At 40.0% G+C, this 24,148-nt stretch carries 23 protein-coding genes; 4 read left to right on the plus strand and 19 right to left on the minus strand.

Features of this window, described 5'->3' with window-relative positions; translation table 11 throughout:
- Positions 1–8: 8 nt before the first annotated feature.
- Positions 9–743: a proteasome-type protease gene (locus FTU80_RS09110; protein ID WP_180023501.1), complete on the plus strand. Its 735-nt coding sequence runs from the start codon at positions 9–11 to the stop codon at positions 741–743.
- 94 nt (positions 744–837) lie between these two features.
- Here the strand turns inward: FTU80_RS09110 and alr are convergent, their stop codons facing one another.
- From alr to ppsA, 12 genes are all read right to left on the minus strand, one after another.
- Positions 838–1,911 carry an alanine racemase gene (gene alr / locus FTU80_RS09115; protein WP_180084820.1) on the minus strand — a complete coding sequence of 358 codons (1,074 nt, stop codon included), beginning with the start codon at positions 1,909–1,911 and terminating at the stop codon, positions 838–840.
- Positions 1,912–1,959: 48 nt separating this feature from the next.
- The gene (gene dnaB, locus FTU80_RS09120; protein WP_111884293.1) at positions 1,960–3,399 is read right to left on the minus strand and encodes a replicative DNA helicase; all 1,440 of its coding nucleotides are present in this window, start codon (positions 3,397–3,399) and stop codon (positions 1,960–1,962) included.
- A 237-nt stretch (positions 3,400–3,636) separates the two neighbouring features.
- Complete coding sequence (gene rplI, locus FTU80_RS09125) at positions 3,637–4,083, minus strand: 50S ribosomal protein L9 (protein ID WP_078188585.1); 447 nt, start codon at positions 4,081–4,083, stop codon at positions 3,637–3,639.
- Between the two features lie 9 nt (positions 4,084–4,092).
- The gene (gene rpsR, locus FTU80_RS09130) at positions 4,093–4,320 is read right to left on the minus strand and encodes a 30S ribosomal protein S18 (protein ID WP_004278792.1); all 228 of its coding nucleotides are present in this window, start codon (positions 4,318–4,320) and stop codon (positions 4,093–4,095) included.
- Between the two features lie 12 nt (positions 4,321–4,332).
- Entirely contained in the window at positions 4,333–4,719 is a 387-nt protein-coding gene (gene rpsF / locus FTU80_RS09135; protein WP_004696436.1) for a 30S ribosomal protein S6, read from the minus strand.
- Between the two features lie 519 nt (positions 4,720–5,238).
- On the minus strand, positions 5,239–6,117 hold the full coding sequence (gene cyoE, locus FTU80_RS09140) for a heme o synthase (protein ID WP_180084821.1): 879 nt from the start codon (positions 6,115–6,117) through the stop codon (positions 5,239–5,241).
- A gap of 10 nt (positions 6,118–6,127) precedes the next feature.
- Positions 6,128–6,454 carry a cytochrome o ubiquinol oxidase subunit IV gene (locus FTU80_RS09145; RefSeq protein WP_078188582.1) on the minus strand — a complete coding sequence of 109 codons (327 nt, stop codon included), beginning with the start codon at positions 6,452–6,454 and terminating at the stop codon, positions 6,128–6,130.
- A complete protein-coding gene (gene cyoC, locus FTU80_RS09150; protein WP_078188581.1) occupies positions 6,454–7,074 on the minus strand; it encodes a cytochrome o ubiquinol oxidase subunit III in 621 nt (206 codons plus the stop codon). The genes FTU80_RS09145 and cyoC overlap by 1 nt, the downstream gene beginning before the upstream one ends.
- Positions 7,075–7,078: 4 nt before the next feature.
- Positions 7,079–9,067: a cytochrome o ubiquinol oxidase subunit I gene (cyoB, locus tag FTU80_RS09155; protein ID WP_078193968.1), complete on the minus strand. Its 1,989-nt coding sequence runs from the start codon at positions 9,065–9,067 to the stop codon at positions 7,079–7,081.
- A gap of 3 nt (positions 9,068–9,070) precedes the next feature.
- Positions 9,071–10,138 (minus strand): ubiquinol oxidase subunit II, encoded by a 1,068-nt coding sequence (cyoA, locus tag FTU80_RS09160; RefSeq protein WP_180084822.1) that lies wholly within the window; start codon positions 10,136–10,138, stop codon positions 9,071–9,073.
- A 301-nt stretch (positions 10,139–10,439) separates the two neighbouring features.
- Positions 10,440–11,222 (minus strand): RDD family protein, encoded by a 783-nt coding sequence (locus FTU80_RS09165; protein WP_078193966.1) that lies wholly within the window; start codon positions 11,220–11,222, stop codon positions 10,440–10,442.
- An 82-nt stretch (positions 11,223–11,304) separates the two neighbouring features.
- On the minus strand, positions 11,305–13,683 hold the full coding sequence (gene ppsA / locus FTU80_RS09170; RefSeq protein ID WP_111884281.1) for a phosphoenolpyruvate synthase: 2,379 nt from the start codon (positions 13,681–13,683) through the stop codon (positions 11,305–11,307).
- A 153-nt stretch (positions 13,684–13,836) separates the two neighbouring features.
- Here ppsA and FTU80_RS09175 point away from each other — a divergent pair, with 153 nt between their 5' ends.
- A complete protein-coding gene (locus tag FTU80_RS09175) occupies positions 13,837–14,673 on the plus strand; it encodes a pyruvate, water dikinase regulatory protein (protein WP_078193964.1) in 837 nt (278 codons plus the stop codon).
- A 1,000-nt stretch (positions 14,674–15,673) separates the two neighbouring features.
- On the opposite strand, the gene FTU80_RS09180 is transcribed toward FTU80_RS09175, so the two are convergent.
- The 5 genes from FTU80_RS09180 to FTU80_RS09200 form a co-directional block, all read right to left on the minus strand.
- Positions 15,674–16,246 carry a flavoprotein gene (locus FTU80_RS09180; RefSeq protein ID WP_180084823.1) on the minus strand — a complete coding sequence of 191 codons (573 nt, stop codon included), beginning with the start codon at positions 16,244–16,246 and terminating at the stop codon, positions 15,674–15,676.
- A 263-nt stretch (positions 16,247–16,509) separates the two neighbouring features.
- A complete protein-coding gene (yiaA, locus tag FTU80_RS09185; RefSeq protein ID WP_180007913.1) occupies positions 16,510–16,986 on the minus strand; it encodes an inner membrane protein YiaA in 477 nt (158 codons plus the stop codon).
- A 233-nt stretch (positions 16,987–17,219) separates the two neighbouring features.
- A complete protein-coding gene (locus FTU80_RS09190; RefSeq protein WP_180084824.1) occupies positions 17,220–18,227 on the minus strand; it encodes an LLM class flavin-dependent oxidoreductase in 1,008 nt (335 codons plus the stop codon).
- 178 nt (positions 18,228–18,405) lie between these two features.
- Positions 18,406–18,933 carry a hypothetical protein gene (locus FTU80_RS09195; protein WP_168377731.1) on the minus strand — a complete coding sequence of 176 codons (528 nt, stop codon included), beginning with the start codon at positions 18,931–18,933 and terminating at the stop codon, positions 18,406–18,408.
- Positions 18,934–19,219: 286 nt separating this feature from the next.
- Positions 19,220–19,648 carry a glycine zipper domain-containing protein gene (locus FTU80_RS09200; protein WP_078188571.1) on the minus strand — a complete coding sequence of 143 codons (429 nt, stop codon included), beginning with the start codon at positions 19,646–19,648 and terminating at the stop codon, positions 19,220–19,222.
- A 367-nt stretch (positions 19,649–20,015) separates the two neighbouring features.
- Here FTU80_RS09200 and prfA point away from each other — a divergent pair, with 367 nt between their 5' ends.
- Positions 20,016–21,104 carry a peptide chain release factor 1 gene (prfA, locus tag FTU80_RS09205; RefSeq protein ID WP_078188570.1) on the plus strand — a complete coding sequence of 363 codons (1,089 nt, stop codon included), beginning with the start codon at positions 20,016–20,018 and terminating at the stop codon, positions 21,102–21,104.
- On the plus strand, positions 21,104–21,922 hold the full coding sequence (prmC, locus tag FTU80_RS09210; RefSeq protein ID WP_180084825.1) for a peptide chain release factor N(5)-glutamine methyltransferase: 819 nt from the start codon (positions 21,104–21,106) through the stop codon (positions 21,920–21,922). The genes prfA and prmC overlap by 1 nt, the downstream gene beginning before the upstream one ends.
- Positions 21,923–22,038: 116 nt before the next feature.
- Here the strand turns inward: prmC and FTU80_RS09215 are convergent, their stop codons facing one another.
- The gene (locus tag FTU80_RS09215) at positions 22,039–22,800 is read right to left on the minus strand and encodes an ABC transporter permease (protein ID WP_373685204.1); all 762 of its coding nucleotides are present in this window, start codon (positions 22,798–22,800) and stop codon (positions 22,039–22,041) included.
- Positions 22,801–22,870: 70 nt separating this feature from the next.
- Positions 22,871–23,839, minus strand: coding sequence for an aliphatic sulfonate ABC transporter substrate-binding protein (locus FTU80_RS09220; protein WP_180084827.1), 969 nt, complete (start codon positions 23,837–23,839; stop codon positions 22,871–22,873).
- Between the last annotated feature and the right edge of the window lie 309 nt (positions 23,840–24,148).

The following is a 24,148-nucleotide window of genomic DNA, read 5'->3' on the forward strand; positions in this document are numbered from 1 at the left end:
GGATAAAAATGACCTATTGTTGTGCATTACGATTAAAAGATGGCATGGTGTTTGTCAGTGATACACGTACAAATGCAGGAGTTGACCATATTTCAGTTTTTCGTAAACTTTATACCTTTGGTATTGCGGGTGAGCGATTTATTACCATCCAAACCTCTGGGAATTTAGCTACTACACAAGCGGTCATCGGGCATTTACAAAATCAGCTAGAGGTCAAACAAGAGCCGAATTTATATAGTGTAAATACGATGTTCGAAGTGGCTGAATTGGTCGGGCATACCTTAAAAAAAGTTATCTCTGATGTCACCTCAGATATTTTAGAACAAAGTAATTATTACTGTAGTTTATTAGTAGGTGGTCAAATTGGTAGCGCTGATATGCAGCTATATAATATCTATCCGCAAGGTAATTTTATTTGTGCGACACCGGATACCCCATATTTTCAAATTGGAGAAAGTAAATATGGTAAGCCGATACTTGACCGAACTTTGCGTTACGATATGCCACTCGATGAAGCAATGCGTTGTAGCTTAATTTCTTTTGATTCAACGATACGTTCGAATGTGTCTGTAGGTATGCCTTTAGATGCTTTGGTTTATAAAAAGGACAGTTTAGAAATACCAAATGGTAAGCGCATTTATGAAGAAGACCCATACTTCACCATGATCAGTAAAGGCTGGTCAGAAGCATTGCGTCAGGGCTTAATAGAATTGGCAAAACCAACAGCTGACTATTTTCAATAACGATTTGATCAACGAATAGATCAATTTAAAAAGCGAATAAAAAAAGCGAGATAAAAAAAGCCCAGATTTGATCTGGGCTTTTTGATTTGGCTAATTAAGCTAATTTACGTACAGGGCGCGCGCTCATACGGCATAATAATTCATAGCCAATGGTTCCGTTCGCTTCTGCAACGTCATCAACTAAACGGTCTTTACCCCAAAGCTCAACTTCAGTGCCTATTGGTGCATTCATACCAGTGATATCAATCGCAATCATATCCATGGCAACACGACCAATCACACGTGTTTTCTGTCCTTGAATAGATACATAGTTTTGTTTAGGGAAGGCACGTGGATAGCCGTCACCATAACCAATCGACACAATCGCAAGATCCATTTCTTGTTCTGCAACGAAAGTCGATCCATAACCCACAGATTCACCAGCTTGAATGGTATTTAAAGCAATCACTTCAGCGGTAAAGGTCATCACCGGTTTAAGATCTAAGGCTTCTACAGAACGGTCTGCGAAAGGTGTCGCGCCATATAGCATGATGCCTGGGCGAACAAAATCAAAATTCAGTTCTGGCCATTTGAAAATCGCAGCCGAGTTACAGCACGAACCCATGATTGGCGCACAGGCTTCTTTTACGTGTAAAAATTGTTCACGTTGTTGGTCATTTAGTGGATGATTTTCTGCGTCAGCATTGGCAAAATGCATAGCCAGTACGCAAGTAAAACCTTCCGCCTTTAAAGCATTAATGACATCAATAATTTCAGGCACTTTAAAACCTAAACGGTTCATACCGCTGTTGAGTTTGACCCAAACTTTTAGACCTTGAGCGATATAGGCATCTTTATGCGCACGTAACCAATCTAGTTGTTGCTGATGATGCACCACACATTCAATTTTTTTATCGATGATAATTTGCATTTCATCATCTGAGAAAATGCCTTCAATCAAGGTAATGGGTTGTTCATAACCCAGTTCACGAATTTCTAAGGCTTCCTCTAGGCAGGCAACACCGAAGGCATCGCTGTCTTTTAAGGCTGCTAAGCAGTCTTTAACTCCATGTCCATAAGCATTAGCTTTCACCATACTTACAATTTTAGCGGTTGGGGCAAGTTGTTTGACACGGTTTAAATTATATTGAAGTGCTTGTTGATCAATATAAACTGTAGCTTGGCGCACCCTAAATACTCCTACAGGGTCGATGAATTAATGGATGATAAAGAGTCTTTACTCTTCATCATCATACTGAGCATAAAACTCAGGAGAGAGGTTACTAAATTTGGTGTATTGACCTTCAAAGGCAAGACGCACAGTACCAATTGGACCGTTACGCTGTTTACCAATAATAATTTCTGCAGTACCCGCTTCTTTAGATTCTTTGTTATAAACCTCGTCGCGGTAAATAAACATGATCAAATCGGCATCCTGCTCGATTGCACCCGATTCACGTAAGTCGGACATCACTGGGCGTTTATTAGGACGGTTTTCCAGTGATCGATTCAACTGAGACAGTGCAATTACTGGGCAGTGCATTTCTTTAGCCAGTGCCTTTAAGCTTCGAGAAATTTCCGAGATCTCGCCAACACGGTTATCACCCATACCGGGTACTTTCATAAGCTGCAAATAATCGACCATGATACAGCCAAGTTTACCGCCGTGCATTTTGGCAATTCGGCGCGCACGGGCACGTACTTCAGTTGGAGGTAGTGCAGACGAGTCATCGATATACAAATTCTTTTCTTGGAGATGCACAATGGTACTGGTCACTTTTGACCATTCATCAGCATCCATTTTACCTGCACGCAAATGCCCTTGGTGTACACGACCGAATGATGAAATCAAACGCATCGCAATCGAATCCGCGGGCATCTCCATGGAATAAACCAGAGCGGGCAGGTTGTTATTAAACAGCACACTTTCAACCAAGTTCATGGCGAAAGTGGTTTTACCCATCGATGGACGGGCCGCTACAATAATTAAATCGCCTGCTTGCATACCTGAGGTTTTATTATCAAGTTCAACAAATCCAGTAGTTAAACCCGTGATACTGCCTTCAGTTTGTGAAAGTTCATTCAACTTATCAAAAACACTAGCAACGACAGAGTTAATAGCTTTAGGGCCTTGTGCTTTGGCGTTGTTGTTGTGTTGCTCGGCAATCGAGAAAATATTGGTTTCTGCGAGATCTAAAATTTCACTGACCGTACGACCTTTGGTGTCATAGGCATTTTGTAAAATTTCTGAGCTGACTTTAATCATGCTGCGTAAAGTGGAAAATTCTTTAATTTTTGCAGCATAAGTTTCAAGATTATAGAAACTTGAAGGTGAATCTGACATCAGTTGCATCAGATATTCTTCGCCACCTGCAGCATCGAGCAAGTTTTGTTTAATCAACCAGTCATTGACCAAGACCGCATCATAAGGAGAGCTATCTTTTGATAGCTGGTCGATGGCACGGAAAATATATTTATGACGGGTCGCATAAAAATCAGCTTCAGTCAGTACATCACCCACTTGCTCAAAAGATTCTGCAACGGTCATCAGTGCAGCAAGCACGGCTTGTTCAATCGCAAGGTTATGGGGTGGGGTACGAAACTCTTTCAACGAACTTTGTTCTGTGGTTTTTGCTGTTGGCGTAGAGTTTGGCTTGATGGCATTCGCCTGTGACATAAAAATCCCTGATGCTGAAACCATTTAATGTGATGGAAATGGGTGCTAATGACAGTTTTTCAACTCTTCATTTAACTGAAATGATAGGCGCTTTCTACAGAAATGCGAACAAGTATTTCCGATTAATTCGTCATTCATTGAATTGAATGAAGAGTTAAAAATATAAAAAAGTTGGAGCACTATTTTTTACAGATAAAAAAAGAGCATGCGTAAGCATGCTCTTTTCTTTGCAAGAAATTACTCAGCTACGATAGTAACTAGAACTTCTGCAACAACATCATGATGCAATTGGATTGCGATGTTGAATTCACCAGTGTTGCGAAGCGCACCATTTGGTAAACGAACTTCTGCACGGTCTACAACAAGACCAGCATTAGTTAACGCGTCAGCGATGTCACGAGTACCGATAGAACCGAATAGTTTACCTTCGTCACCAGCTTTAGCAGTGATTACGATGTTAACTTCGTTCAATTGGTCAGCACGTGCTTGAGCAGCAGCTAATACTTCAGCTTCTTGTTTCTCAAGTTCAGCACGACGAGCTTCAAATGCAGCAGTGTTAGCTTCAGTAGCAGCAACTGCTTTACCTTGAGGGATAAGGAAGTTACGGCCGTAACCAGCTTTAACTGAAACTTTATCGCCTAATTTACCAAGGTTTTTAATGCGTTGTAATAAGATAATATCCACAGCTCAACCTCACTTATGATTGTCAGTGTAAGGGATCAAAGACAAGTAGCGAGCTTGTTTGATAGCAAGCGCTAATTGACGTTGGTAACGAGCTTTAGTACCTGTAATACGGCTAGGAACAATCTTGCCGTTTTCAGTGATGTACTGTTTTAAAGTGTCGATATCTTTGTAGTCGATGTACGTAACGTTCTCAGCTGTAAAGCGGCAGAACTTGCGACGACGGTAAAAACGTGCCATGTTATGTTCTCCTTATGCTTCAGCAGAGTCTTGAGCTTGTTGTGCTTCTTCACGTTGAGCTTTACGCGCACGTTTTTCTTCAGCACTCTTAGCCAATAGTGACTCTTCAGTGATAGCGTTTTCACGACGGATGATAAGGCTACGAATGATTGCATCGTTGTAACGGAACAATTCTTCTAGCTCATCAAGAGTAGTTTGACCACACTCAACATTCATAAGAATGTAGTGAGCTTTGTGGATCTTGTTGATTGGGTAAGCCAATTGACGACGACCCCAGTCTTCAAGACGGTGGATTTGACCTTCAGCTTCTTTGATGTGAGTTAGGTAACGTTCTACCATACCCACAACTTGATCGCTTTGGTCTGGATGTACCAATAGTACGATTTCGTAGTGACGCATTGTCAGCTCCTTACGGTTTAGGCAGCCCCAATCATTAATTGATTGAAGCAAGGAGTCACAACTAAAGTTGTGTCGCAAAGTTTGCGAAGCGTGAATTTTAGAGCGTTTAGGTTTGAAATACAAGGCATACACCTAAAAAGGCTTAATTATTTTGTGGTTTAATGACTATCTTTAATACACAGCTAGAATCGGATGCAGATTGTAAAATAGGAGATATGTTTTTAATTGCGGGGAGCTTATCTTGTATTTGATGAGTTACGATCATATAGACGTTGTAATGATATAAATTTGATTTAAATTAAAGATCTTTTGTCATATTTGATTGTAGATATCGATTTGAATGCTAATACGAATATGAAATATTTTTGTACTTGTCTGAAATCTATTGTACATGGGTAGATATTGGGAGAATCAGCGTTAAAACAGTTTTAGTGTGTATAGTAGTATTTCGTTTTAAATTTTTGCTTTGCATTGAAGATGCCTAGAAATAAAAAAAGATAGAGTAAAACTCTATCTTTTTTAAAAAAATACAATTGGCTTTAGAGGGGCAGTGGAAGTGAAACTAAAAATTAAACTAATCACTGTGATCAATTTGACTGAAAACATGAAATATTGTTTTGCCCAAATTTGATCATCTTCAGCTTTGAATCCTTGAATGGTTAAATAAATCCAATACAGACTTAAGGCATTTAGGACAATCATATAAATCAAATTTGCATAACCAAAAAAGAATAAACCATTCATGGTGATGCAGAACAAAATCACGTAAACCAAAGATTCAACCTTGGTTCGATGAATTGAACGTGCTACAGGTAAAATTGGAATACCTGCATTTTTGTAGTCATCAAATCGGTAAACTGCAATTCCCCAAGAATGAGGCATTTGCCAAAATGCATAACCAATAAAAATCAGCAATGCACCTAAATCAAACTGGTTTGCAACAGCCGTATACCCGATTACAGGTGGCGCTGCGCCAGAAAGACTGCCGATAATGGTTTGATGAATTGTTGTTCGTTTTGTCCATAAGCTGTAAAAACCAACGTATACGACAAAACCAATAACAGCAAAAAGAAAAGCGTAAGCATTTACCCAGAACCATAAAATGCTAAAACCAATTACACCTAAAACTAAAGCAAAAACTAAAGCAACAGGAATCGAGATTGATTTTTTTACCATCGCACGATTTTGTGTGCGTTGCATTTTTGAGTCGATGTCTTGGTCAATAACGTTATTGACAACACATCCAGAAGCGACCACAAAGAGGGTGCCTAAGAGGGTAAGAAGCAACAGAAGGAAATCTACAGAACCTTGGGCAGCTACAAAGTAGCCACCCAAAGCGGTAACAAAGTTACCAAAGAGAATTCCTGGTTTAGTCAGGAATAAATACTTTTTCAGCATGACGACCAGTTTAGATCATCATGTTGAAGTGAAGGTAGTTCATAATCCACACAGAACCTACTAAAAGGATAGCAATTGTGAGGATTGTATAAACAAATGCAATCACGTTCCAGCGTTGCTCTGAAGAAGAGTTCATATGCAGGAAGTAAACTAACTGAATAAGAACCTGAGCAACCGCAGTAATCGCGATTACGGCAACCAATAGACCGCGGCTAAAACCACCTGCCATTACCATACCGAATGGAATTACGGTAAGTAGAACAGAAAGGATAAAACCGATTGTATATTGTTTAACGTTACCGTGAGCTGCACCAGCAGAGTTATGATCGTGACTCATTAGATAACTCCCATCAAGTAAACAACGCTGAATACGCAGATCCAAACGATGTCAAGGAAGTGCCAGAACAAGCTTAGGCAAGCAAGACGACGAGTGTTTGGAAGTGTCAAACCATATTTCTTGATTTGGAACATCAACACAAGCATCCATACCAAACCAGAAGTTACGTGAATACCGTGCGTACCAACTAAAGTAAAGAACGCAGATAAGAACGCACTTGTGCTTGGGCCATGACCAGCATGAACTAAATGATTGAACTCATAAAGCTCCATGCCAATGAAGGCTGCACCAAATACCCAAGTAACTGCTAACCAAGTTAAAACTTGACCAACATTTTTCTTGTATGCTGCAAGAACAGCAAAACCAAAAGTTACAGAAGAGATAAGAAGGGCGAAAGTTTCAGTTAAAACGAAACCTAAAGATTCACCAAACAGCTCTTGTGCACTTGGCGTACCCACTGGAACGTGGCTACTTAATACAGCGAACGCGATGAAGAGTGTCCCGAAAAGAACCAAGTCACTCATCAAGTAAGTCCAAAAACCAAAGACAGTGATGTCAGTATCATCGTGATGATGATGTTCGTCATGTCCGTGGTTGTCGTGATGAAGTACTTCAGCCATTGTCTTAGTCCTTCTTCAAATGTTTTTCAAGAAGCGCGTAGCGTTCATTTTCAATACGTTCAACTTCTGCAGCTGGAACATAGTAGTCCACTTTCTTTGTGAAAGAAGAAACGATGAAGCTGATAATTGAAGCAATGAAAGTTACAACGACTAACCACCAGATATGCCAGATTAATGCGAAGCCCATAACTGTAATAAACATTGCAATTACGAAACCTGCCGCACGGTTTGTAGGCATATGGATGTCTTCGTATGTAGTTGGCTTAGCGTAAGCAACACCATTTTCTTTGTCAGTCCAGAAAGTATCAATACCATTGATCTTTGGAAGATAAGCAAAGTTATAGAATGGTGAAGGAGATGAAGTAGCCCACTCAAGAGTACGACCATCCCAGATATCGCCAGTAACGTCCATGTTGTCTTTGCGTTGAAGGAAACCAACAACGATTTGCATAACAAAACAGAAGATACCGATAGCAACCAATACAGAACCAAATAAAGCGATCGCTAAGTACGGATCCCATTCAGGGTTGTCATATGTATTCAAACGACGAGTCATACCCATGAAACCAAGGATATAAAGTGGCATGAATGCAAAGTAGAAACCGAAGAACCAGAACCAGAACGCTGCTTTACCCCAAGTTTCATTCAGTTTCCAACCAAACATTTTTGGCCAGTAGAAAATGATACCCGCGAACATCGCGAACACTACACCACCAATAATTACGTTATGGAAGTGAGCGATAAGGAATAAAGAGTTGTGTACTAAGAAGTCCGCTGGTGGAACTGCCATTAATACGCCTGTTAAACCACCAATACCGAAAGTCACAAGGAAGCCAAGTGTCCAAAGCATTGGAGTTGTATAGGTGATGCGGCCCTTGTACATGGTGAATAACCAAGAGAAGATTTTCACACCAGTAGGGATCGCAATGATCATGGTCATGATACCGAAGAACGCGTTAACGTTGGCACCAGCACCCATTGTAAAGAAGTGGTGAACCCATACAACTAGTGAAAGAACACCAATTGCTACAGTTGCGTACACCATAGATTTGTAGCCGAACAACGCTTTGCGTGAGAACACAGCAGTAACTTCTGAGTAAATACCAAAAGCAGGTAATACCAAGATGTAAACTTCTGGGTGACCCCAAGTCCAAATCAAGTTTACATACAACATTGGGCTACCACCCATGTCATTTGTAAAGAAATGGAAGCCGAAGTAACGGTCAAGTGAAAGCATTGCAATAGTCGCAGTCAAAACTGGGAATGTTGCAACGATAAGCACTACAGTAACTAATGCAGTCCAAGTAAAAATAGGCATGTCCATAAGCTTCATGCCAGGCGCACGCATTTTGATGATGGTAACGAAGAAGTTAACACCAGTAAGAAGCGTACCTAGACCAGAAACCTGAAGTGCCCAGATATAGTAGTCTACACCTACACCTGGAGAGTATTCGATGCCAGAAAGTGGAGGGTAAGCCATCCAACCTGTTGCAGCGAATTCACCAATTGCAAGAGAAGCCATCATCAAGCCCGCAGCGCCGGCGAATAACCAGAAGCTAAGAGAGTTTAATAATGGGAATGCTACGTCACGTGCACCAATTTGAAGTGGTACAGCAACGTTCATTAAGCCAACAACTAGACCCATTGCTACGAAGAAGATCATGATTACGCCATGGGCAGTAAAGATCTGGTCATAGTGTTCTGGGTGTAAGTAACCTTCACCGCCACCTTTTGCAAGGAACAGTTGAAGACGCATCATAATCGCATCGGCAAAACCACGCACAAGCATGACAATTGACACGAGGATATACATGATACCAATTTTTTTATGGTCTACAGATGTGAACCATTCGTTCCACAAGTAGCCCCATTTTTTAAAGTAGGTGATACCAGCAACAATTGCGATACCGCCAAGGATCATCATTGCAACAGTAACCAACACGATTGGGTCGTGTGGAATTGCATCTGGTCCTAACTTACCTAATAAGCTCATGTCTTATTCCCCTGCAACAGTCGCATGTTCAACGCCTGCATGAGCTTCAGAAGCAGCAGCTTCGTGTCCAACAGTAGCTGTATGATCAGCACCGTGGTAGTTGCTCATGTATTTGTTAATCACTGATTCGAACAATTTAGGTTCAACTGAAGAATAGTAAGTCACTTGGTGTGGCTTAGTAGGGTAAGGCTTCATTGCTTCAGCTAGAGCCTTCTCTTCAGGAGTAGTTGCTTTGGCAACTAAAACTTCGATCTGGTGTTTAGAACGGTTGCCGTCACGTAAGGTTGCAAATTCAGCTTGGTCTAAAACAGTTTTTTGAACCGCTTCAGGATTAACTGAAGAACCATTACCAGCTTTAACAGCAGAAACCCATTCAGCAAACTGAGCATCAGTCACAGCATGTGCACGGAAGCGCATTTGTGAGAAGCCATAACCTGAATAGTTAGAAGAGAAACCACGGAAGCCTTCAGCAGGACTAGTTTCATCAGCTAATAAGTTCAAGTGAGTTTGCATACCTGCCATAGCATAAATCTGACCACCTAACGCCGGAATGAAAAATGAGTTCATTGTGAAGTTAGATGTTAAACGAAGGCTTACAGGAGTTTTCTCAGGGAAGCGGATCTCGTTTACAGTCGCGATGCCTTGTTCAGGGTAGATGAAGATCCATTTAAATTGTTCAGCAATAACTTGAACAGTTAAAGGAGCTTTATCTGACTCGAGTGGACGGTAAGGGTCATACTTGTGGGAACCCCACCAAGTTAACCAAGCTAAAATAGCGATAATAATTACGGGAATACCCCAAACTACAACTTCAATTGCAGTCGAGTGTGCCCAAGTAGGTGCATAGTCTGCATCTTTATTTGACGCGCGATATTTCCAACCAAACCAAAGAGCCATAAGTGCTGATGGAATAACTACCAACAACATTAGGTAGATCGCAGTAAGCATGAGGTTTGACTGACCTTCAGCAACTGGACCTTTTGAGTTTAGAAGTACCATATCACCACCACACCCAGTTAAGAGTGCAGCGATCGCAGATAAAGACAATACAGCTAAAATTGTTTGTCTCATTTTACAACCTCGGTGAAGAGTCCCATTCCCTAATTTTTAAAATTGGGATAGCGAATAAAGTGTCGCATGATTGTGATTTTTCAGATATGAAAAAAAGTTCACAATGATGTGACACCGCTACGTTGTAGGGCATTATGCCTGATATCGGCAAACTAAGCTATACATAAAGATGCTTTAAATGACTGTATTAAAACCCTATTTTGTTGGTCGGGATTGTGTTTTTTTTATCTGAATTTTATTTTAATTTCAATGTAATGCACAAAAAAGGGATGAGAAATTCATCCCTCAATAAAAGTGAAAGTTATTGGTTTATTACCTTGGTTTTTGCTAACTTGTCATGCAAAGTTTGACGCTTTTTACCGAAAATAAAAACGGAATCAATGATTGCGCTTAAAGGCATCGATAAAAAGTTCAAAAAAATAAATAAAACACTACGTAAAGTGAAGCCACGCATGAGGTTTACAGGTTGGCTGGTTTCGGCATCTACGATTTTAATTTTGGTGATTTTTTTACCAATACTTTGACCAGATTTAGCAATCAAATACGCTTGAATGAAAAGCATAATGAAGAGGTAAGCAAACATTGCAATCCAAGCTTGGTTGGGAAACATCTCAACCATTTGTGTTTGTAGTGCTTGTAAAACATTAGGGTCAGCATTTGGGGTCATCACAGCTTGCATAAACTGTTCATTTAGATTGGCAAATTGTGTCTTTTCACTTGGATTAAAAAATGCCGTTAAGATAAAAGTTGCCGGTATCCAAAGCAGTAAATCAACGATCTTAGCCAAAACACGTTTAGGAATACTTGCTAGGCTAGTTTGCAATTGTACAGCCTGAGGTTGTGTGTAGGTATTTGATGGCGTAGTTGTAGTTTGATTTGATTCGAATGCTGTCGGTGCTATATAACCTGCAGGCATATAAACCAACTGACCTTGAGTGAGTTCACCCAAAGCTTTCCATTCGGTCATACCTTGGTGCCAAACCAAGTCCGTGAGTAACACTTGTTGGCTCGCGAGCATTTGGTTAAGTTGTTCTAAGGTATAGGGACCAGCTTGTTGGTTATTTCGTGCCAAGTAAATCTGCATAAAACTAAAATCTCAAAAAACGTCTGTAAAAGTATAAATAAAAAAAAAGACCCACATGTGGGTCTTTTTTTAACACAGTTTATTAAGCTTGTTGAGCTTTTTCTTCAGAAAGGAAGAACCAAGTGTCTAATACTGAGTCTGGGTTAAGCGAAACAGACTCAATACCTTGTTCCATTAACCATTTAGCTAGGTCAGGGTGATCTGAAGGGCCTTGACCACAAATACCTACGTATTTGCCAGCTTTACGACAAGCATGGATTGCCATAGAAAGAAGTGCTTTAACGGCTGGATCACGTTCATCAAATAGGTGAGAAACGATACCAGAGTCACGGTCTAGACCGAGTGTTAACTGAGTTAAGTCGTTAGAACCGATAGAGAAACCGTCGAAGTGTTCAAGGAACTGTTCAGCCAATAATGCGTTAGTTGGAAGTTCACACATCATGATCACTTTAAGACCGTTTTCACCACGTTTAAGACCGTTAAGCGCTAACAATTCAATAACACGTTTCGCTTCAGCAACAGTACGTACGAAAGGAATCATGATTTGAATGTTAGTTAAGCCCATTTCGTCACGTGCTTTTTTCAGTGCGCGGCATTCAAGTTCGAAGCAGTCACGGAAATTGTCAGACACATAACGGCTTGCACCACGGAAGCCAAGCATTGGGTTTTCTTCTTCAGGTTCGTATAACTTACCACCGATTAAGTTTGCATATTCGTTTGACTTAAAGTCAGACATACGAACAATCACTGGTTTGTCAGCAAACGCTGCAGCAAGTGTAGAAATACCTTCAACTAGTTTTTCAACATAGAATTCGATAGGAGATGCATAACCCGCAGTACGTGACATTACAGCAGCACGAGTTTCACGTGGTAGGCTGTCAATATTAAGCAATGCTTTAGGATGCACGCCGATCATACGGTTGATGATGAACTCAAGACGAGCAAGACCAACACCTTCGTTAGGAATTTGAGCAAAGTCAAATGCGCGGTCAGGGTTACCTACGTTCATCATAATTTTGAACGGAAGTTTAGGCATAGATTCGATAGAATTGCGTTGGATTTCAAAGTCCAAAGCACCTTCGTAAATAAAGCCTGTGTCACCTTCAGCACAAGAAACAGTCACTTCTTGACCGTCAGTCAATACTTCAGTCGCATTACCACAACCTACGATTGCAGGAACACCAAGCTCGCGTGCAATAATCGCAGCGTGACAAGTACGGCCACCACGGTTAGTGACAATCGCAGCTGCACGTTTCATTACTGGTTCCCAATCTGGGTCAGTCATGTCAGATACAAGTACGTCGCCGTCTTGAACTTTGTCCATTTCTTTGATCGAAGTCACGATACGAACGCGACCAGAACCAATACGTTGACCGATTGAACGACCTTCACAAATCACATTACCTTTTTGCTTAAGCAGGTAACGCTCCATTGTGCCCACGTTTTGGCGGCTCTTCACAGTTTCAGGACGTGCTTGAACGATATAGATTTGGCCATCATCGCCATCTTTCGCCCATTCGATGTCCATTGCTGAACCGTAATGGTTTTCAATGATCAATGCTTGTTTAGCAAGTTCTTGAAGTTCGTGGTCATTTAAAGCGAATTGTTGACGATCTGCTTTTTCAACGTCTACAACAACCACTGACTTACCTGCAGCACCTTCTTCACCATAAATCATTTTTTGGTGTTTAGAACCAAGGTTACGACGTAATACAGCGTGTTTGCCTGCATTTAAAAGTGGTTTAGATACATAGAATTCGTCAGGGTTTACAGCACCTTGTACAACCATTTCACCCAAGCCATAAGAAGCTGTGATGAAAACTGCGTCGCGGAAACCAGATTCTGTATCTAGTGTAAACATTACACCAGCTGCACCTGTTTCAGAGCGAACCATGCGTTGAACACCTGCAGATAACGCAACGACGTCATGTGCGAAGTTTTGGTGTACACGGTAAGAAATTGCGCGGTCGTTATAAAGTGAAGCAAATACTTCTTTAATCGCAATAAGGACGTTGTCGATACCACGGATGTTCAAGAAAGTTTCTTGTTGGCCAGCAAATGAAGCATCTGGTAAGTCTTCTGCTGTTGCAGATGAGCGAACGGCAACCGCGATATCAGGGTTGCCGTTTGAAAGAGCTGTGAAAGCCTCACGAATTTCTGTTTCAAGTTCAGCTGTAAGCGGAGTGTCTACAATCCATTGACGGATTTTTGCACCAGTTTCAGCAAGTGCATTTACATCGTCAACATTGAGTGCAGCAAGTTCAGCGTTAATTTTAGCGTTTAGGCCACTTTGCTCGAGGAATTCACGATATGCTTGAGCTGTAGTAGCAAAACCACCAGGAACAGATACACCAGCATTTGCTAGATGGCTGATCATTTCACCTAATGATGAGTTTTTACCACCCACGAGTTCTACGTCGTGTTTCCCTAATTTTTCTAGACCAATTACGCGCGCTTCCAAAGTTGTTACTCCACTTTTGCAGTATTAATCACTATCTTGGCATGAAATTATAACAAATTACTTAGCATTCTAAATTTACTAAGTGACAGTCATGTAAGATGGTTTACTATAAAGATTATATAGCACTAAGACAAATTTTGGAGGAGAATTTTAATGTCAGAAGGTAAACAGATTCAGCGTAGTGTTTTCTTTGTTTCGGATGGTACCGCGATTACTGCAGAAACCCTTGGACACTCACTGTTAGCCCAGTTCCCTCATGTAGATTTTGACATTCATATTATTCCATATATTACCTCTGAAGAAGCAGCTACAAATGTGGTTGCAGAGATCAATCTTAGAGCGCAGCAAGACGGTCAAAAGCCTTTGGTGTTTGATACCCTTGTAGACCCGTATGTACGTGATATTATTAATACTGCAAATGCAATAAATCTTGATGTTTTTGAAGGGCTTATTAGTAAATTGTCGGACGAGTTGGGTACAGCTCCTACGACTTTAGTCGGTCAGACCCATGCAGTAACAGATTCTGAGTCTTATAAAGCACGTATTGATGCGGTGCATTTTGCTTTAGATAACGATGATGGGGCACGTACTCGTCATTATGATAAAGCTGATTTGATTTTAATCGGGGTATCACGTTCGGGTAAAACACCAACTTCCATCTACCTCTCTTTGCAATTTGGTATTCGTGTAGCTAATTATCCTTTGACAGAAGAAGATTTGGATGACAACCGTTTACCTGCAGTTTTACGTGAGCACAAACATAAGTTGTTTGGCTTGATGATTGATGCAGAGCGCCTTGTAGCAATTCGTTCAGAGCGTAAGGCCAATAGTCGTTATGCAAGTTTTAGTCAGTGCCAGATGGAACTACGTGCGATTGAAGGTATTTATATTTCTGAAGGAATCAAATACTTAAACGTGTCTGAAATGTCGATTGAAGAAATTTCAACACGTGTTTTACAAATGACCGGACTGAAGCGTCGCATTGGTTAAGTGTAAATTGAGCCACTTTGGTGGCTCTTCTGATAATAATAAATTACCGTATAAATTATATAAAAATAGTATTAATTTCTGGTTTGTTATACTTTTAATGAATGATAAATATTTAAGATATTGATGAAAATTTTCCTCAATATTTAGACTTAAATTTTTAAGCAATTTTTGCATTCATTTGTGTACCAATTCGATAAATTTCTTTGCCTAAAAATTTATAAAATATGGCCAAATTGACAGCACAAATCTTTTATAAAAATCTGTGTTTTGCTGTATTTTTATCTATGAATTAAGCCTGAATAATCCACTTGATATGAGTTGTGTAAATACAAGATTTAGCTGATATGGTTTAATATTTAATCAATTTTTCAAAAATACTGATTTAAATGCTAAAAAAATAGGCAGAAAATAGAATAAAAAATAATCAAACAGTTGCTTTTGGGTGCTAAATATAAAGAAATGGCACCATTTATTTAATTGATGTGAGTGAAAAATATTCAAATTGATAACATTTAGGCTTTAAAAGCTGATATGAAGTAATATTAAAATTGGATTTTTAGCTGTTATTTTCCTATTGAATATAGATTAGAGCATAAGTAAATGTTGGCTGAACATGAGCATCGGTATAAATTTTCCAACTTATAGTTAGGGATTAAAAGAGTTGTGTAAGACAAAATTAAGCGACTGAAAATTTATTAGTTTGAAATAAAATTTTCATGAAGAATTGATCATAACTATTCAAAATTGCACGTCTATAAACTCGCTGTAGCTGCTGGTGCAGGTCGGAAGCATGATTTAAGTCTGAGAGCTGAAAAAGCATGTAGCACGATTAAAGCTATTTTCATTTATGGATTTTTAAGAATCCTTAGCCTTATCGAATGAAAGTATCCAATATAGTAGGGGAGCTACCAAAAGCCGCCAGAGATGGCTTTTGATATTGTGATTTTTGATTAATCGGATAAATTATAGTAAATGTTATGTGAAAATCATTTCATTGTAATTACTTTTCTTTAGGCTGGTTAGATTCGCTGCGCACAATGACATCACACTCAAACGTATGCTCATCTAAAGCCGTGATTGAATTACTCTGAATTTTTGCAATTGGCCAAGTGTTTAAGATGCAGTTTGGCTGCTGTAATGCTGCATAATAATGATCAGATTTTAGGAAGGTTTTGTTCTGAATTGCGGTATTTGGACTGAGTAAATGTCTTAACCAATGGTTCGGCACTTGATCTTCTAAAAACCGAATCGCCAAAATACTCTTAATACGATTGCTAAATAAACGTCGATTTTTTGCAATCAGTGGGTGCTGGATTAATTTATTCAGTAGACGTTCGGTGCGTGGTAAGACAAATTGCGGTTTGATTTGATAGACCATGATGTTATCTGCAACCTGACATAGATGATGTAGTTCAGAGACCACATGCTGATCTATCCCAATAATGGCGATTTTTTGATTCTTAAAATCATAATCTTTGATCTGTTCTGAACCGATGATCGTTCCACGAAAGTGTTCAAAATCCTCTAGATGATTATTAAAAATATGGTGGGTTGCATCCTGCTTGTTGGCCATATTTATTCCTTATCTTTTGTTTTTTTAGTTGAGTCTTAGATAAGAATATATTCTGTGATGAGCCACTTGGCGTAAAGCGTTATTTCAGTCTGAAGAGTCATGCAATTTGTGTAGAATTGATTTGCTTGGCCCTTGTCATTTATACATTTCTAGGAGTGAACTGATTTTTTTATGCGTTGTAGTTCATTAACCGCTCAAGCAGATCGATAAAACAATGAGCGACCTGCATGAACAGCTTTTGAGATCTATAAATTTTGTGAGTTTTAAAGTGGTTCATCATCTGATGAGTTATAGTCAAGCTGACTCGTGGTTGAATGTTTAAGTTCGGGTTGGTCGGTATGTGTACGTAAATAGTCCATATCACGAATATTTTTTTGTACAGCAACTGCACCAAACAGACTCATTAGGAAAGCCATCATGTAAAAACCTTTTTCACTTAATGCCAGTTCAGCATTCCATAGACCAATGGCAAGAAGTACGAGGCAAATAATGACGGATGCCCAGCACAGTCCAAAGTAGATTGCAGTGACATGCATTCCTTCTAAACGGTCACGAATGATTTTTTGTAGTGAAACCGATGAAAATAATCCATAAAGCAATAAAATGAGATAAAAGCCTTTTTCATTCAACATCATATTTGCATTGAATAAACCTATGCAAAACACCACAGCGCCTAAGATCAGTGCACACCAACTTGCTGCGATAAATGCGGGTGTGGGTTTATTAATATATTGGCTCATCTGCTTATTTTTCTCTTTGTTTTGCTTATGTTTAATATTTATACAGCAATAAAAATGAGTAAAGCAATTATTTCGTTGAGGCAATGATGGTTTTTAAGTACAGGTTTGGTCGTTGTTAGCCGAAACCATATTATCTGTTGACTGCTATCCGTCTAAAGAGCCACAAAAGACGCAATCACAATTCTACCTTTAGACGGATTAAACGCTTGGATTAGATCATTAAGTTTAGAGTCTTAAGCGAGATCATTTTTGATTTGCATTAAACGCTCGAAGTTTTCAATGCGCTTATCGGTATCGTAAATGTCGCAGGTGAAAATAAATTCATCAACGTCATATTTGGTGAGTAGGTTTTCTAAACCTGCTCGAATGGTTGCATTTGAACCGACTTGTCCCATAGCGTAGAAATTATCAACAGACATTTTCTCTGCAGCAGACCATAAGCCTTGCATACTGTCGACTGGAGCTTTGAGTTTTAAACTTTGACCGCGCATTAAACCTAAAACCCGTTGGTAAGCACTTGTTGCCAGATATTCTGCTTCTTCATCTGTTTCAGCAACAACCGTTGGTACGCCCATAGAGACATAAGGTTGATCTAAATATTCGGATGCTTGGAAATTCTCACGATATAGCTGAATTGCTTGTCCAAGCATGCGTGGTGCGAAATGTGAAGCAAAAGAATAGGGTAGACCTAAACGTGCAGCGAGTTGTGCACTGAACAGACTTGAACCTAAAAGCCATACAGGAACATGTGTATTTTGTCCCGGTGTAGCAATGATGCGCTGCTGTGGCTCAGGTGCTTTAAAGTATTGCAATATCTCAAGGACATCTTGTGGAAATTGATCTTCGGTTTCCTGACGGCCACGGCGTAAAGCGCGCATGGTGGTTTGGTCGGTACCTGGTGCCCGACCTAAGCCGAGTTCAATGCGGCCAGGATATAGCGTTTCAAGCGTGCCAAATTGTTCAGCGACAACCAACGGCGCATGGTTAGGCAACATAATCCCGCCTGAACCGAGCTTGATAGATTGTGTATTTGCTAGGAGATAACCGAGTAAAACCGCAGTTGCAGAACTTGCGATGCCGTCCATATTGTGGTGTTCGGCTAACCATAGACGCTCATAGCCAAGTTGTTCTGCTTTCTGTGCTAACTGGAGTGCATGTTTGAGTGAAAATTCGATGGTTTTATCATCTCGAACAGGTGCGAGTTCAAGTATTGAAAATTTTGTATCGGCTAGAGTACGCATGTTTTCTCTCAGAGATCTTTATATCGAAATAATACGATATAAAAAGCTGAATGTATATCGAATAAATTCGATATGGTGTGGGGCGGTGTAAAAAGACAACTTTAGATATATCTAAACTTTTTTTATATACAAAAAAAGCACCCGAAGGTGCTGATTTTTTTCCATTGAAATATATCGATTAACGTTTACCGTTTTTGTACCAACCTAAGTGACGACCATTGTCTCCACGGTAGCCTCGGTCGTTGTAGCTATAATTATTGGTACGATAGCCACGGTTGTTATAACGACGGTCATAGCGATCATCATAACGACCATTATAACGGTCATCATAGCGACGGTCTTCAGACACTTTTTTACCTAGTGCAGAACCACCAGCTGAACCAAGTGCAGCACCGATATAACCACCGTTTGTGCCGCCCATGTTTTTACCTACGGTATAACCACCTGCGCCACCAAGTGCACCACCGATGATGGCACCATTACGGTCACGTTTGTTTGCCGATGCTGCTGCACCTGCACCGCCACCAATTGCTGAACCAATCATTGCGCCAGTTTGGCCGCCAACTTGGTTACCGATTGCTGCACCAACAACACCACCTAAAGCAGATGTTAATGCAGTATTGGTGCTATTACCTGCATGTGTTGCAGTCATAGTAAGTGCTGAAGCGGCAATTGCTGCACTGAATAGAATTTTATTAATTTTCATTTTTAAACTCCTTACGAAGCATGATGTTTATCTGTTGATATCAATATATGAAAACACATAGCGAATATTTGGAGCGTAATGTGAAATAAAATACGTATTCCGTTGCTGCAATGTAAATTTTGCACTTTATTTCTACATGATTGATTACATGGATAGAGTGGATCAACTCTACATATTTGAGGTGCAATAAATAAAGTTGTATTTATCATTTGCAAAAAGGCGATACATAAAAAAAGCACCCGAAGGTGCTATTTTCACTATTCAATAAGGACTCACTAATTTTGAATTAGTGACGACGACGGTAACGTTTTTTGTATTTACGTTCTTGCTGTTTGTCGTAAGCTTTGTCTTTAGAGATTTTATTACCTAGAGCAGCACCACCAGCAGCACCTAGTGCAGAGCCGATGTAACCACCGTTTGTACCGCCCATGCTTTTACCAACGGTATAACCTGTACCACCACCTAAAGCACCGCCGATAGCAGATTCTGTACGGTTACGTTTATTACTTGCTACTGCAGCACCACCAGCACCACCAAGAGCGGCACCAATTGTAGCGCCGGTATTACCGCCCATGTTTTTACCAATTGCAGTACCTGCAACACTACCTAATGCACTAGCTGCAGCAACGCGAGTTGTACTATCTGCATTTGCAGATACAGTGAACATAGAAGCAGTTGCTAGAGTGGCTGTCATTAAAAGAGTATTCAGTTTCATAGTTCACTCCATGTCCTTCATAAACGCGAGGACTTTTCTTAATCATGTCGATGGCAGTAAATGTAACAAAACTATTCGCTATAAATATGGAGAGCTTTCTCTTTATTTGGTGATTTGAGTGTCTAGTTTGTATAAGTTTTATTAATATTGTGAAAAAAATGGTCGAATGCAGAAAATCTGTACGACTTTGTGGAGAAAGGTAGGAGTGATGAAGTTCACACTTTGATATTTAGGGTCATTGATAGGCCAAAAAACAATATATATGTCATTTCAGACCCATTATCGGTACACTAGCCCCATTATTTTGAATTTTGGCATATCCGTGAAAGTTTAGCGGTAGAGCCTGTGTATTGAGATTTTTTGAAAAATGAAAGAATCGTTACGTTTACGATTAGATCAGCTCTCTGACCGTCACGAAGAATTAAATGCATTACTCGCAGATGTAGAAGTCATTTCAGACAACAAACGTTTCCGTCAGTTGTCACGTGAGCATAGTGATTTATCTGAAATCACTGAAGTTTGGAAAAAATACCGTCAAGCAGAAGAAGATATTGAGACTGCTGAAGTAATGATGACGGATCCAGATTTTAAAGAAATGGCCGTTGAGGAAATCAAAGAAAATAAAGCTTTGATCGGTCAGCTTGAAGCAGACTTAAACATTCTGATGATTCCAAAAGATCCGAATGATGCGAACTCTGCTTATTTAGAAATTCGTGCCGGAACAGGTGGTGACGAAGCTGCAATTTTCTCTGGTGACTTGTATCGAATGTACAGTAAATATGCTGAATCACAAGGTTGGCGTATTGAAGTGTTGTCTGAAAATGACGGCGAACATGGCGGTTATAAAGAAGTGATTTGCCTCATCAATGGTGAAGGCGTATATGGTCGTTTGAAATTTGAAAGTGGTGCACATCGTGTACAGCGTGTTCCTGCAACAGAGTCACAAGGTCGTGTTCATACTTCGGCATGTACTGTTGCGATTTTGCCGGAAATTGATGTAGACACAAGTGTTGAAATTAATCCTTCAGAATTACGTATCGATACCTATCGTGCATCTGGTGCGGGTGGTCAGCACATTAACAAAACTGACTCTGCGGTGCGTATTACCCATATACCAACGGGTACAGTTGTAGAATGTCAGGATGAACGTTCACAACATAAAAACAAAGCCAAAGCGATGGCGTTATTAGTTTCTCGTTTAGAAAATGCCAAACGTGCGGCGGCAGATGCAGCGACATCTGAAATGCGACGTGACTTGGTGGGTTCTGGTGACCGTTCTGAGCGTATTCGTACCTATAACTATCCACAAGGCCGTATGACTGATCATCGTATTAATTTAACTTTGTATAAGTTAGATGCTGTGATGGAAGGTGATTTGACTGAACTGCTAGATAGTTTGCATCGTGAATATCAAGCCGATCAGTTGGCGTTATTAGCACAGCAGAATGGTGGCTAATGAATATTGCAGAGGCTTTGGCCTATCGTGGGGAACCTGAAAGTTATGAACGTCAGGAAAATGCGTGGTTGTTAGAGCATATCACCAAGATTGATTCTTTTGATTTAATCATGAAAAAGGATCAAGAATTAACAGCTGAGCAAGAACAACAATATGTCGCATCACTTGCACGTATTGCAGCAGGTGAGCCTTTGGCTTATGTCACAGGTTCTCAGCCATTTTGGACGCTAGACTTAAAAGTGACTAAAGACACTTTGGTGCCACGTCCTGATACGGAAGTACTCGTTGAAACTGTACTGCGTTTAGAACTTCCTGAAGATGCTCGTGTGGTGGATTTAGGAACAGGAACTGGTGCTGTAGCCTTGTCATTAGCCAGTGAACGTCCAGATTGGTCAATTGTGGCTTCGGATATTTACGAACCTACATTGGAAGTTGCTGAATTTAATGCCAAAAAGCATGATCTTGAACATGTGCAGTTTGTCTTAGGTTCTTGGTTGAAACCCTTTGGTCGTGCTTTCTTTGATGTAATTGTGTCAAATCCGCCGTATATCGATGCTGATGATGTACACATGAAGGATTTGGCAACAGAGCCTGAACGTGCTTTGGTTGCAGATAATCATGGGCTTGCAGATCTTGAGCAAATCATTCTTCAAGCCAAAAAACATTTAACCGTGAATGGTTGGGTGGTGCTCGAACATGGTTATGACCAAGGGGAAGCGGTCAGACATTTGTTCTTACAAGCTGGGTATCGAAATGTTCGGACTGTAAAAGATTATGGTGGCAATGACCGTGTCAGTTTAGGCCAGTGGCAACACTGATTTGGTGTTAGAGAAATAGTCAAAAATAAAGCGCATTGAATGCGCTTTATTTTATTTTTTTTTCAATTCACATGTGAATATTTGCATGTGTGCATTTGCAAGTGTGGAAAAATACGTTACTTCACCACATCACGCCAACGCAATACATATTGTTCTAGATATTTCATCAGGCTATCGGTGATTTTCCCTAAGAGCGCCAATAGAATAATGGCAATAATTACGATATCTGGACGTGAGGTTTCACGACCATCACTGAGCAAATAGCCAATACCTTGCGTGGCTGCAATCAGCTCTGCTGCAATCATAAACATCCACGCCAAACTTAAACTATTGCGTAAGCCTGTAAGTATACCCGGTGATGCTGCAGGTAAAATAATCTCACGAATCTGCCTGAAATATTTCAAACGATAAACTTGAGCAACTTCAATGAGTTTTCGGTCTACACCTTGAATTGCTGCAACGGTATTTGTATAGGTCGGGAAAAAAGCACCTATGGCAATGAGGGTGATTTTTGATGATTCATCAATACCTAACCATAAGAGCAGTAAGGGAATCCATGCCAAACTAGGGATAGATTTAATTGCTGAAAATGTAGGTTCCAAAAATGCTTCGGCTTGTTTGTTCAAACCGACCAAGAGTGCAAAAATCAGAGCAAGTCCGCTACCAATAAAAAAGCCTAAAAATACCCGCCAAGTACTAGTCCAGATATGCTGCCAAAGTTCACCTTCAGATAACTCTATAAATGACTGCCAAAGACTACTCGGAGCGGGGAGTAGATACGGTTCGATAACACCATTTTTGACCAAGATTTCACATAGCAGCAATAAAACCACAGGTAGAGCAAGACCTTTTAAAATCAAGATCAACTTGGGTTTTATATGGTTTGATGAATCGGAAGCGGTCGAAACCGCTGTATCGATTTTGGGTTGAGTTAGTGATGATGACATGTTATTTCACAACCTTTTTCGCATAACGTGCATCAAAAAGTTGGTCAATGACTTGATTGACATTGGTTCCTTTACGAACTAAATCTTCCTCAGTCAAAATCGTGCCAGATTTCTTTAAAGCAGCAATATGTTTAGCTGTTGGGATATTTTGATTAAAGTTGGTACGACTCAACTGGAGCTTGGCAACAGCCAATGGAAGCTTGGACTCACGTGCCAATAATTGGGCTAATTTATCTGGATTGGCTTTGGCCCATTGTCGTGCTTGTTCATAGGCTTTAATCACAGCTTCAACAGCTTCAGGACTTTGCTGGCTAAATTGTTGTTTGGTACTTAAAACGCTATAGCTGTTAAAACCCACATTTCGATAAAGCAAACGCGCGCCTGATTGTACCTGTGCCGATGCCATGAGTGGATCTAATCCCGCCCATGCATCGACTTGACCACTTTCTAAAGCTGTTTTTCCATCAGGATGTTGTAAATGTACCAATTGCACATCACGTTTATTGAGGCCGACTGTTTCCAACGACTGCAAAGTAAACATGAATGGATCGGTTCCTTTGGTCGCTGCAATTTTTTTGCCTTTGAGGTCTTTCAGACTTTTAATCGGAGAGTTTTTTGCCACAAGCAATGCCGTCCATTCAGGCTGTGACTGGATATATACGGTTTTAATCGGACTGCCATTGGCACGACTCAAAACGGCTGCGAGTCCTGCCGTTGAGGCAAAATCCACACTGCCACTATTCAGATATTCGAGTGAGCGATTACTACCTTGGCTAAAGACCCATTTAATTTGTGTTTTGGGTAATGCTTTTTCTAAGAGTTTTTGTTCCTTCACCACTAAACTGGTCGGTGCATAGTAGGCATAATCCAGTTTAAGTGTCGAAGGAATAGCAGCAAAGATAGAGCTACTGAATAGGCTGAATGTCAGCGTAGAAAAAATTAGTTTTGAGCTTTTAAATAGGGAAGTCATATCGTTCACAATCAAGTGTTGAATTATGAGCACATAGATACGACGGAAATATTTCAGAAACAAAACAGAATAAATGCTAAGAATAATAGAAATCGAGATAAGCGTATAAATCAAATATAGGTATTTGATTTAAAATACTTTATTGGATTTAATTGTGATGAAATTTCGTTATATAAATTAATGTGTAAACTTGCATGAAAAATGCTTAGATATTTTAGTGTAAAGAATATTCAAAAATTATAGTGAATTACAGACTTAAAATAACTTTTCCAATAAAAAAGCAGCTTTCGCTGCTTTTTATATGTGATC

Source organism: Acinetobacter sp. YH12145 (assembly GCF_013418335.1).
In the GTDB taxonomy this organism is placed as follows: domain Bacteria; phylum Pseudomonadota; class Gammaproteobacteria; order Pseudomonadales; family Moraxellaceae; genus Acinetobacter; species Acinetobacter amyesii.

What these genes read in the sequence shown, in the direction of transcription:
- dnaB (WP_111884293.1), bottom strand. Translation starts at nt 3,399, where the DNA reads ATGTCACAGGCGAATGCCATCAAGCCAAACTCTACGCCAACAGCAAAA.
- cyoE (WP_180084821.1), bottom strand. Translation starts at nt 6,117, where the DNA reads ATGCTGAAAAAGTATTTATTCCTGACTAAACCAGGAATTCTCTTTGGT.
- FTU80_RS09180 (WP_180084823.1), bottom strand. Translation starts at nt 16,246, where the DNA reads ATGGCCAACAAGCAGGATGCAACCCACCATATTTTTAATAATCATCTA.
- prmC (WP_180084825.1), top strand. Translation starts at nt 21,104, where the DNA reads ATGAATATTGCAGAGGCTTTGGCCTATCGTGGGGAACCTGAAAGTTAT.
- FTU80_RS09190 (WP_180084824.1), bottom strand. Translation starts at nt 18,227, where the DNA reads ATGCGTACTCTAGCCGATACAAAATTTTCAATACTTGAACTCGCACCT.
- FTU80_RS09200 (WP_078188571.1), bottom strand. Translation starts at nt 19,648, where the DNA reads ATGAAACTGAATACTCTTTTAATGACAGCCACTCTAGCAACTGCTTCT.
- rpsF (WP_004696436.1), bottom strand. Translation starts at nt 4,719, where the DNA reads ATGCGTCACTACGAAATCGTACTATTGGTACATCCAGACCAAAGCGAT.
- FTU80_RS09110 (WP_180023501.1), top strand. Translation starts at nt 9, where the DNA reads ATGACCTATTGTTGTGCATTACGATTAAAAGATGGCATGGTGTTTGTC.
- prfA (WP_078188570.1), top strand. Translation starts at nt 20,016, where the DNA reads ATGAAAGAATCGTTACGTTTACGATTAGATCAGCTCTCTGACCGTCAC.
- cyoC (WP_078188581.1), bottom strand. Translation starts at nt 7,074, where the DNA reads ATGGCTGAAGTACTTCATCACGACAACCACGGACATGACGAACATCAT.
- rpsR (WP_004278792.1), bottom strand. Translation starts at nt 4,320, where the DNA reads ATGGCACGTTTTTACCGTCGTCGCAAGTTCTGCCGCTTTACAGCTGAG.
- FTU80_RS09220 (WP_180084827.1), bottom strand. Translation starts at nt 23,839, where the DNA reads ATGACTTCCCTATTTAAAAGCTCAAAACTAATTTTTTCTACGCTGACA.
- yiaA (WP_180007913.1), bottom strand. Translation starts at nt 16,986, where the DNA reads ATGAGCCAATATATTAATAAACCCACACCCGCATTTATCGCAGCAAGT.
- FTU80_RS09195 (WP_168377731.1), bottom strand. Translation starts at nt 18,933, where the DNA reads ATGAAAATTAATAAAATTCTATTCAGTGCAGCAATTGCCGCTTCAGCA.
- cyoB (WP_078193968.1), bottom strand. Translation starts at nt 9,067, where the DNA reads ATGAGCTTATTAGGTAAGTTAGGACCAGATGCAATTCCACACGACCCA.
- FTU80_RS09145 (WP_078188582.1), bottom strand. Translation starts at nt 6,454, where the DNA reads ATGAGTCACGATCATAACTCTGCTGGTGCAGCTCACGGTAACGTTAAA.
- FTU80_RS09165 (WP_078193966.1), bottom strand. Translation starts at nt 11,222, where the DNA reads ATGCAGATTTACTTGGCACGAAATAACCAACAAGCTGGTCCCTATACC.
- FTU80_RS09175 (WP_078193964.1), top strand. Translation starts at nt 13,837, where the DNA reads ATGTCAGAAGGTAAACAGATTCAGCGTAGTGTTTTCTTTGTTTCGGAT.
- cyoA (WP_180084822.1), bottom strand. Translation starts at nt 10,138, where the DNA reads ATGAGACAAACAATTTTAGCTGTATTGTCTTTATCTGCGATCGCTGCA.